At 47.9% G+C, this 6,000-nt stretch carries 6 protein-coding genes and 1 pseudogene; 1 reads left to right on the top strand and 6 read right to left on the bottom strand.

Going from position 1 to position 6,000, the window contains the following annotated elements; genetic code table 11:
- Positions 1-317 precede the first annotated feature (317 nt).
- On the top strand, positions 318-1,349 hold the full coding sequence (locus JCM10914_RS23165; protein ID WP_036719720.1) for a ribonucleotide-diphosphate reductase subunit beta: 1,032 nt from the start codon (positions 318-320) through the stop codon (positions 1,347-1,349).
- Between the two features lie 135 nt (positions 1,350-1,484).
- Here the strand turns inward: JCM10914_RS23165 and JCM10914_RS23160 are convergent.
- From JCM10914_RS23160 to ssuE, 6 genes and pseudogenes are all read right to left on the bottom strand, one after another.
- Positions 1,485-2,033, bottom strand: a pseudogene (locus JCM10914_RS23160) (GNAT family N-acetyltransferase); the annotation flags it as partial.
- 135 nt (positions 2,034-2,168) lie between these two features.
- The gene (locus JCM10914_RS31520) at positions 2,169-2,303 is read right to left on the bottom strand and encodes a hypothetical protein (protein ID WP_269433921.1); all 135 of its coding nucleotides are present in this window, start codon (positions 2,301-2,303) and stop codon (positions 2,169-2,171) included.
- Between the two features lie 58 nt (positions 2,304-2,361).
- On the bottom strand, positions 2,362-3,159 hold the full coding sequence (locus JCM10914_RS23155) for a DUF817 domain-containing protein (RefSeq protein WP_023965300.1): 798 nt from the start codon (positions 3,157-3,159) through the stop codon (positions 2,362-2,364).
- Between the two features lie 509 nt (positions 3,160-3,668).
- Positions 3,669-4,436 (bottom strand): AAA family ATPase, encoded by a 768-nt coding sequence (locus JCM10914_RS23150; protein WP_023965298.1) that lies wholly within the window; start codon positions 4,434-4,436, stop codon positions 3,669-3,671.
- 178 nt (positions 4,437-4,614) lie between these two features.
- The gene (locus JCM10914_RS23145; protein ID WP_023965296.1) at positions 4,615-5,205 is read right to left on the bottom strand and encodes an AAA family ATPase; all 591 of its coding nucleotides are present in this window, start codon (positions 5,203-5,205) and stop codon (positions 4,615-4,617) included.
- Between the two features lie 45 nt (positions 5,206-5,250).
- Complete coding sequence (gene ssuE, locus JCM10914_RS23140; RefSeq protein WP_023965294.1) at positions 5,251-5,802, bottom strand: NADPH-dependent FMN reductase; 552 nt, start codon at positions 5,800-5,802, stop codon at positions 5,251-5,253.
- Positions 5,803-6,000: the final 198 nt, after the last annotated feature.

Below are 6,000 nucleotides of genomic sequence, written 5' to 3'. Positions count from 1 at the left end.
AGCGTTTGTTGAGTTACTTCCTGCTAGGAGCGCTGTCCCTTTGGGATTCGCTGGAATATGGGGCTCACACCAAAAGGCTGCATGCGGGTGTTCCCGCTAAGCAGGGGTGAACATGCTTTCTAATAAAAGACTACAAGGGTAAGGGTATCCAATCGGAAGAGTTTACGTCCGCCTTTGGGAGCCCTTTGCAACCTTTAAAATACATTCAGGCAAAGGGCGGACAACAGCGGCTGGAGAGTGGATTCCCGTCCCACGAAGTTATCCCTCAGCTTCCCTCTGCGCCGCCCTACTATGATATTCAAGGAGAGAGATTAGGCATGCAAATGCAAAAAATATTCAATACCGAGGCTCCTAACCGTTCCACCCGCGTTATCGAAGGGGAGTGTTCAGGTATCCTGAACTGGAATGACATTCGGATGCCTCATATGTATAAGCTATACAAGGTATTGCTGTTAAACCACTGGATCGCAGATGAGATTCCGATGTCCAAGGATGCGCAGCAGTTTCCTCGACTGGAAGCTGAGGAACAGCGTACCTTCAAGATCAACATCTCCCTGCTGGCTGTACTGGATTCCATGCAGACGATGTTTGTTAGTGACGTGAAGCGGTACTTCACCGACTCCTCACTCGAAGCGATCTCGGCCATTATCGGACAGCAGGAGGTTGTGCACAACCAATCTTATTCGTATGTTCTCTCCTCCATCGTAAGCGACCAAGAGCAGAAGGAAATCTTCGAATATTGGAAACATGATCCGGTGTTGCTGGAACGCAATCAGTTCATCTCCGATATTTATCAGAACTTCCGTGACAATCCATCTCCGCAAACTTTTTTTGAAGCGATGGTGGCGGATTTAATTCTGGAAGGTATTTTCTTCTATAGTACGTTTGCCTTCTTCTATAACCTGGCGCGTGACCAGAAGATGATGGCGACCAGCCAAATGATCTCTTACATTCAGCGTGATGAGAATCAGCACTGCTATTTCTTCGCGGAAGTGTTCAAGCAATTGCTCAAGGATTTCCCGGAGTTGAACACACCAGCGAACATCGACTACGTCTACCGTACGATCGACCGTGCGGTTGAGCTTGAGACGAACTGGGCTCACTACACGCTCAGCAACGTGCGCGGCATCGATCTGAACGAACTGGGCGACTATATTAAATACATCGCCAATCGTCGGATCACAATGATGGGTCTGGAGAAAGCTTACGAAGGCGTCGATGTGAACTGCATGCCTTGGATCAAGCCTTTCTCCGATGAAGCATTGAACGCCACGAAAACGGACTTCTTCGAAGCGAAGTCACGTAACTACGGTAAGGTTGGCGATGATAACGGGTTTGACGATCTGTAAAATCCTCCAACAAACACAAACCTCCGTGATATTCCTACTAGGAACTTCACGGAGGTTTTTTTATTCCCATTTCATCGACTTGCTATCTACAAGACTACCATTTTGCTGATTGTACCGCTAAACGTGGGACAGAGACTGATCATCATCCGCTTCATTGAGAATAGCCAGCGTCTGATGGTCCTCCCACTGTCCGTTGATTTTTACATTTTTCCTGGCAATGCCTTCTTTATGAAATCCGGCTTTTAATAACACTTTAATCGATCCCAGGTTATGCGGCATCACCCCCGCCTCAATACGGTGAAACTTCAATTGCTGAAAAGCATGCTGCACAACCAACTGAACAGCCTCTGTCATATAGCCCTTTCCATTGTGGCTTTGATCCAGAAAATAACCGATCCAGCAGCTCTGCAAATTCCACCGCACCACTTCGGACAGCATGATCTCTCCGATGACCTCTCCGGTGTCTCGCAGCCCAATCACATAGGTATACCCGTGATCAGCTTTACTGGACTCGTTGGCGGTTTGGATTCGTTCGAGCTGTCCCTGGCGGGTATAGAAGGTTTCTTCTCTTAAGCCCGTGAACCGTTGAAAAAAATCCCGATTATCTACCTCGAGCTTCAACAGTGCATCCGCATCCGATTCCTCTACGGGCTTTACATAAATCTGTTTTCCTTGCAATAACATGGTGTACCACTCCTTAATCCGAGAAAATTAGAAACACAAAAAAACACCACAGCGCTCCTGTGGTGTACTTGTCGATCTATATCAACCACAGGTAAGCGACCTGTGGTGTTTAATTCCACTGCATCCTCATTCGCTTCAATGAATGAAAGGGTTGTTGATCGCTGAATATCCGATTTTGGACATACTTCTCCCGTCATCGGATAGATCAAAGAAAACAGCGGTGGAGTATCCCATTCCTTTGGACAACGATACCAATGATCTTTTTTTCATGTGAATACTCCTCCCTTCTGTCTCGTGCAGTTCATTTATGACCCATTATAACATATGATCACATAACCGTTCCCTTCGGATGTTCCTTAGATGATCCTCTACCAAGCTTAAGATGCTTAAGCTGAGCCACGATAATAACACTGATCACGACCAACAGAAACCATGAGCTAATCTTGCCGATATGCACCAGACTCCATGCCCGCTCCTGCCCCGGATAGGTCCAGGCGCCAAGGAAGGTGGAAATATTCTCCGCAATCCAGATAAAGAAGCCGATCAATAAGAACGATAGCACTAGCGGCATTCGCAATGTCTTCCCGTCTACGTCGAAATATACCCAGGTACGGCCGAAGACGACGAACAGCAGCAGCGTCAGCAGCCAGCGTGCATCCCATACGTAATGGTGAGTGAAGAAATTGGCATATATGGCCGCACTAAGCAGCATGGTCAGCACAGGCAGCGGCCAGCCGGTAATACGAAGATTCATACGGCGCCAAGCCTGACAGATATAACTGGCGACACTCGCATACATGAAGCCGCTGTAGAGCGGCACGCCGCCGATCTTGCTCCAGGCCTCCTCGGGATAAGACCACGACCCCATATGTACCTTGTACAACTCGAGCATCAAGCCGATAATATGAAAGACGCAAATGACTTTGAGCTCGTCCCATGTCTCCAGCTTACTGATAAGCATGCCGATCTGAGCCAACATACAGATCAGCAGAATGAAATCATAGCGCGCGATCCCTGGAATTTCGATTATTTTGCTCAAAGCGAGCGCTCCAAAAATAATAACCGGAAATATACAAGACAACGCCTGTTGATAACCAAATATCCATAACTTTCGTATAAATTCCATCCGTTCCTCCTGCAGGCTACAGCCGCTTGTCATACTTATCACGCATCATAATACGTCCATTCTGGGAATAAAAGAACAGCATTGTCATATTTCTAGCGCTTCCTCTCCCCACACAATGAAAAAGAGAGCAGCTCTTCGAGCTGCTCCCTCTCTCCTTCATGTTCTTTTGAACGACTCCCGTTCTAGATCGGACAAGCAACCGGGCAAATAGTAAGCCTGAGTTTATACAGTAACGGGATCGGCTGGTTTTTTCTTCTTAACTCGTAACAAAAATGTAAGCGGTACGGCCATTACGGCGACCATTGTTCCGATGAGAATTAGTTCAATCATTCTAACTTATAAGCACTGTTTTCATGATTCTAATTCAATTTCATCATCGAAACGAGCTTTTTTATTCCTAATTACTTAGATTAATTAAAGTTTATTTTCAACACCTAAACTAACTTTCCTCAAGCAAAAAGAGGCCCCTCCGGTCAAAATGACCTAACGAAACCTCTGACATACACCGTTTACTCCTCATCGTCTGCGAGCAATTCTCGCAGAATGGCTTCCCGATTGTTCACGAATTGCTTCGTGATCATATAATGATCCGTCTGCTCCAGGGTCGACCTCTCCACCCCTTCGTTTGTCAGGTTGTAGATGATGGAATCCGGATAAGCCATAACAATCGGGGAATGGGTGGAAATAATAAACTGCGAATCCTCCTGCACCAGGTCATGAATGCGCCGGAGGAGCGCCAATTGCCGATACGGGGACAGCGCTGCTTCCGGCTCGTCCATGATGTATAAGCCGTTCCCCGAAAAGCGATGCAAGAAGGTGGAAAAAAACGATTCTCCGTGCGATTGCTGATGGAGCGATTTCCCACCATATGATTCTTTAATGGGAGGACCGAAGCTCCCTTCCGCATCCAGCCGGTCGATATTCGTCGCGACGTTATAATAGCTCTCCGCCCGAAAGAAAAATCCATCGCGCGGTTTGCGTACGCCGCGAACGGTTCGAATATATTCATGCAGCTTCGAATGAGTCTCTTCGGTGGCGAACGAGAAATTCATCGTTCCGCCTTCCGGATTAAATCCGAGTGCCGTCGCGATCGCTTCCAACAACGTAGATTTCCCCATGCCGTTCTCACCCACGATGTACGTCACCTTCGGATGAAAATCAAGTCCGTCCATGGCGGACACTGCCGGTAAATGAAATGGATATTGGTCAAATGAAGGAACCTTCTCCCGCAGCAACGTTACGCTTCTTAGATAGGCCAGCATAGCTGATTGATTCAACGCTCTCCCTCCTGCATCCATGAATTCCTAGCCCTACTATATAACAGTTCCCCCCTCGATCCAATTCGCAAGCCGTCAAATGCCTTGGAGGTACAACTAAAAACGCGTCATCCCGGATACAGAATGAATCTGGGATGACGCGCTTATTCTACTCTCTTACAGGTTAGAACTGTACTCTCTACTCCTGAATGATAAATTGATATAGATCCTCAATCTTTGCATCCGTCAGATCCCCGCTGTTATCAAATACCTTAATGGAGGTTTGCGGAATATCCCAATTGACCTCCGGCACGAAATCTACACGCTTCTTGAAGTCTTCCCAGTGATCCAGCTTCCACTGATCGCGTTCGGTTTGTCTATCAATAATCCGCTCTTTCTGCAGTTCCATGTCCTTAAGCGCAACCACGATGACCTTCACATCCACGTCACTTTGGGTTAATCCAGCGGAGGTTATGACTTCTTCAATCCATTCGCGGTGTTTGAGTTCTGCGGTAAACGGCGAGATCATGAACACATTCTGTCCGGCATTCAGATTCTCGATGCATATATCCTTGGTCGTATCGTACTCCAAATCCCGCAGATTCTCCTTGTAGAATGAGGAGTCGCGATCATTGGGATCCAGTCCATTATGAATCAAGAATTTCTCAACAAAACGTCCTCCGACCGTATCACGGTCGAGAAATGCTGCCGGAATACGGCCTGCCAGCTTTTTGGCTACCGTCGTCTTGCCCGTGCCTGCCACGCCAACAAAAAACACAAGCTTTTGCAAATGATATCCCTCCTTCAGTCCATCGATCTCTACTCTAAATGTGGCTTAACCGTCTGTTCGTCCGGTCCGATAACGCGTCTCCTCGATCAGTTCGTCTACCGCTGAGGTTAACCGCTCCTGAAGCACCTCTGCTACATCGAAGCCGCCCGCCTCCGTCCGTGCCACTTGGGCATCCACCGCATATACGCCGCCCAGAATGTGACGGGCGCCAATAGAGGAGAGCACGGGCTTAAGCGAATAATCAATCGCGAGCAAGTGTGCCAGACTGCCGCCGATGAACATCGGCAGTACGATTTTGCCAGCCAGTCCCTTTTGCGGGATCAGATCCAGAAATGTCTTAAGTACACCTGTGTAAGAAGCTTTGTACACCGGGCTTGCCACGATAACAGCATCGGCCTCCGCCACCTGACCGTTGGCTTTGACGATATGTTCACTCTCGAATTTGGTATGAATCAGATCCTCTGGCGGCAATCCGGCCACGTCAATCCGACTGACTTCAAAATTAGCAGCCGTCAGCGTTTGTTCCGCATATTCCATAATGGCATTCAACCGGGAACCTGCCGTAGGACTCCCATTAATAATAACAGCTTTCGCCATCCTCACTCACCTCGGTTAGTCTAATAGTATCACCATCATCTATTCCTGCCTGAAAGCTGCATGATGTCCTCTCGGGTTGGAGTCAGACGGCTACAGCTTGAAAATGTAAAAGACAATTCGACCTCGCATCCACGCAAAGTCCGCTGGTGATCGATCAACTCTGCACATTGCGCCTGCTGCTAAGCTTAAATCAGAGCA

It is taken from the genome of Paenibacillus sp. JCM 10914 (assembly GCF_001315105.1).
In the GTDB taxonomy this organism is placed as follows: Bacteria; Bacillota; Bacilli; order Paenibacillales; family Paenibacillaceae; genus Paenibacillus_AQ.
The sequence above is the reverse complement of the archived record's forward strand: the minus strand, read 5'-3'. Positions and strand labels throughout refer to the sequence as shown.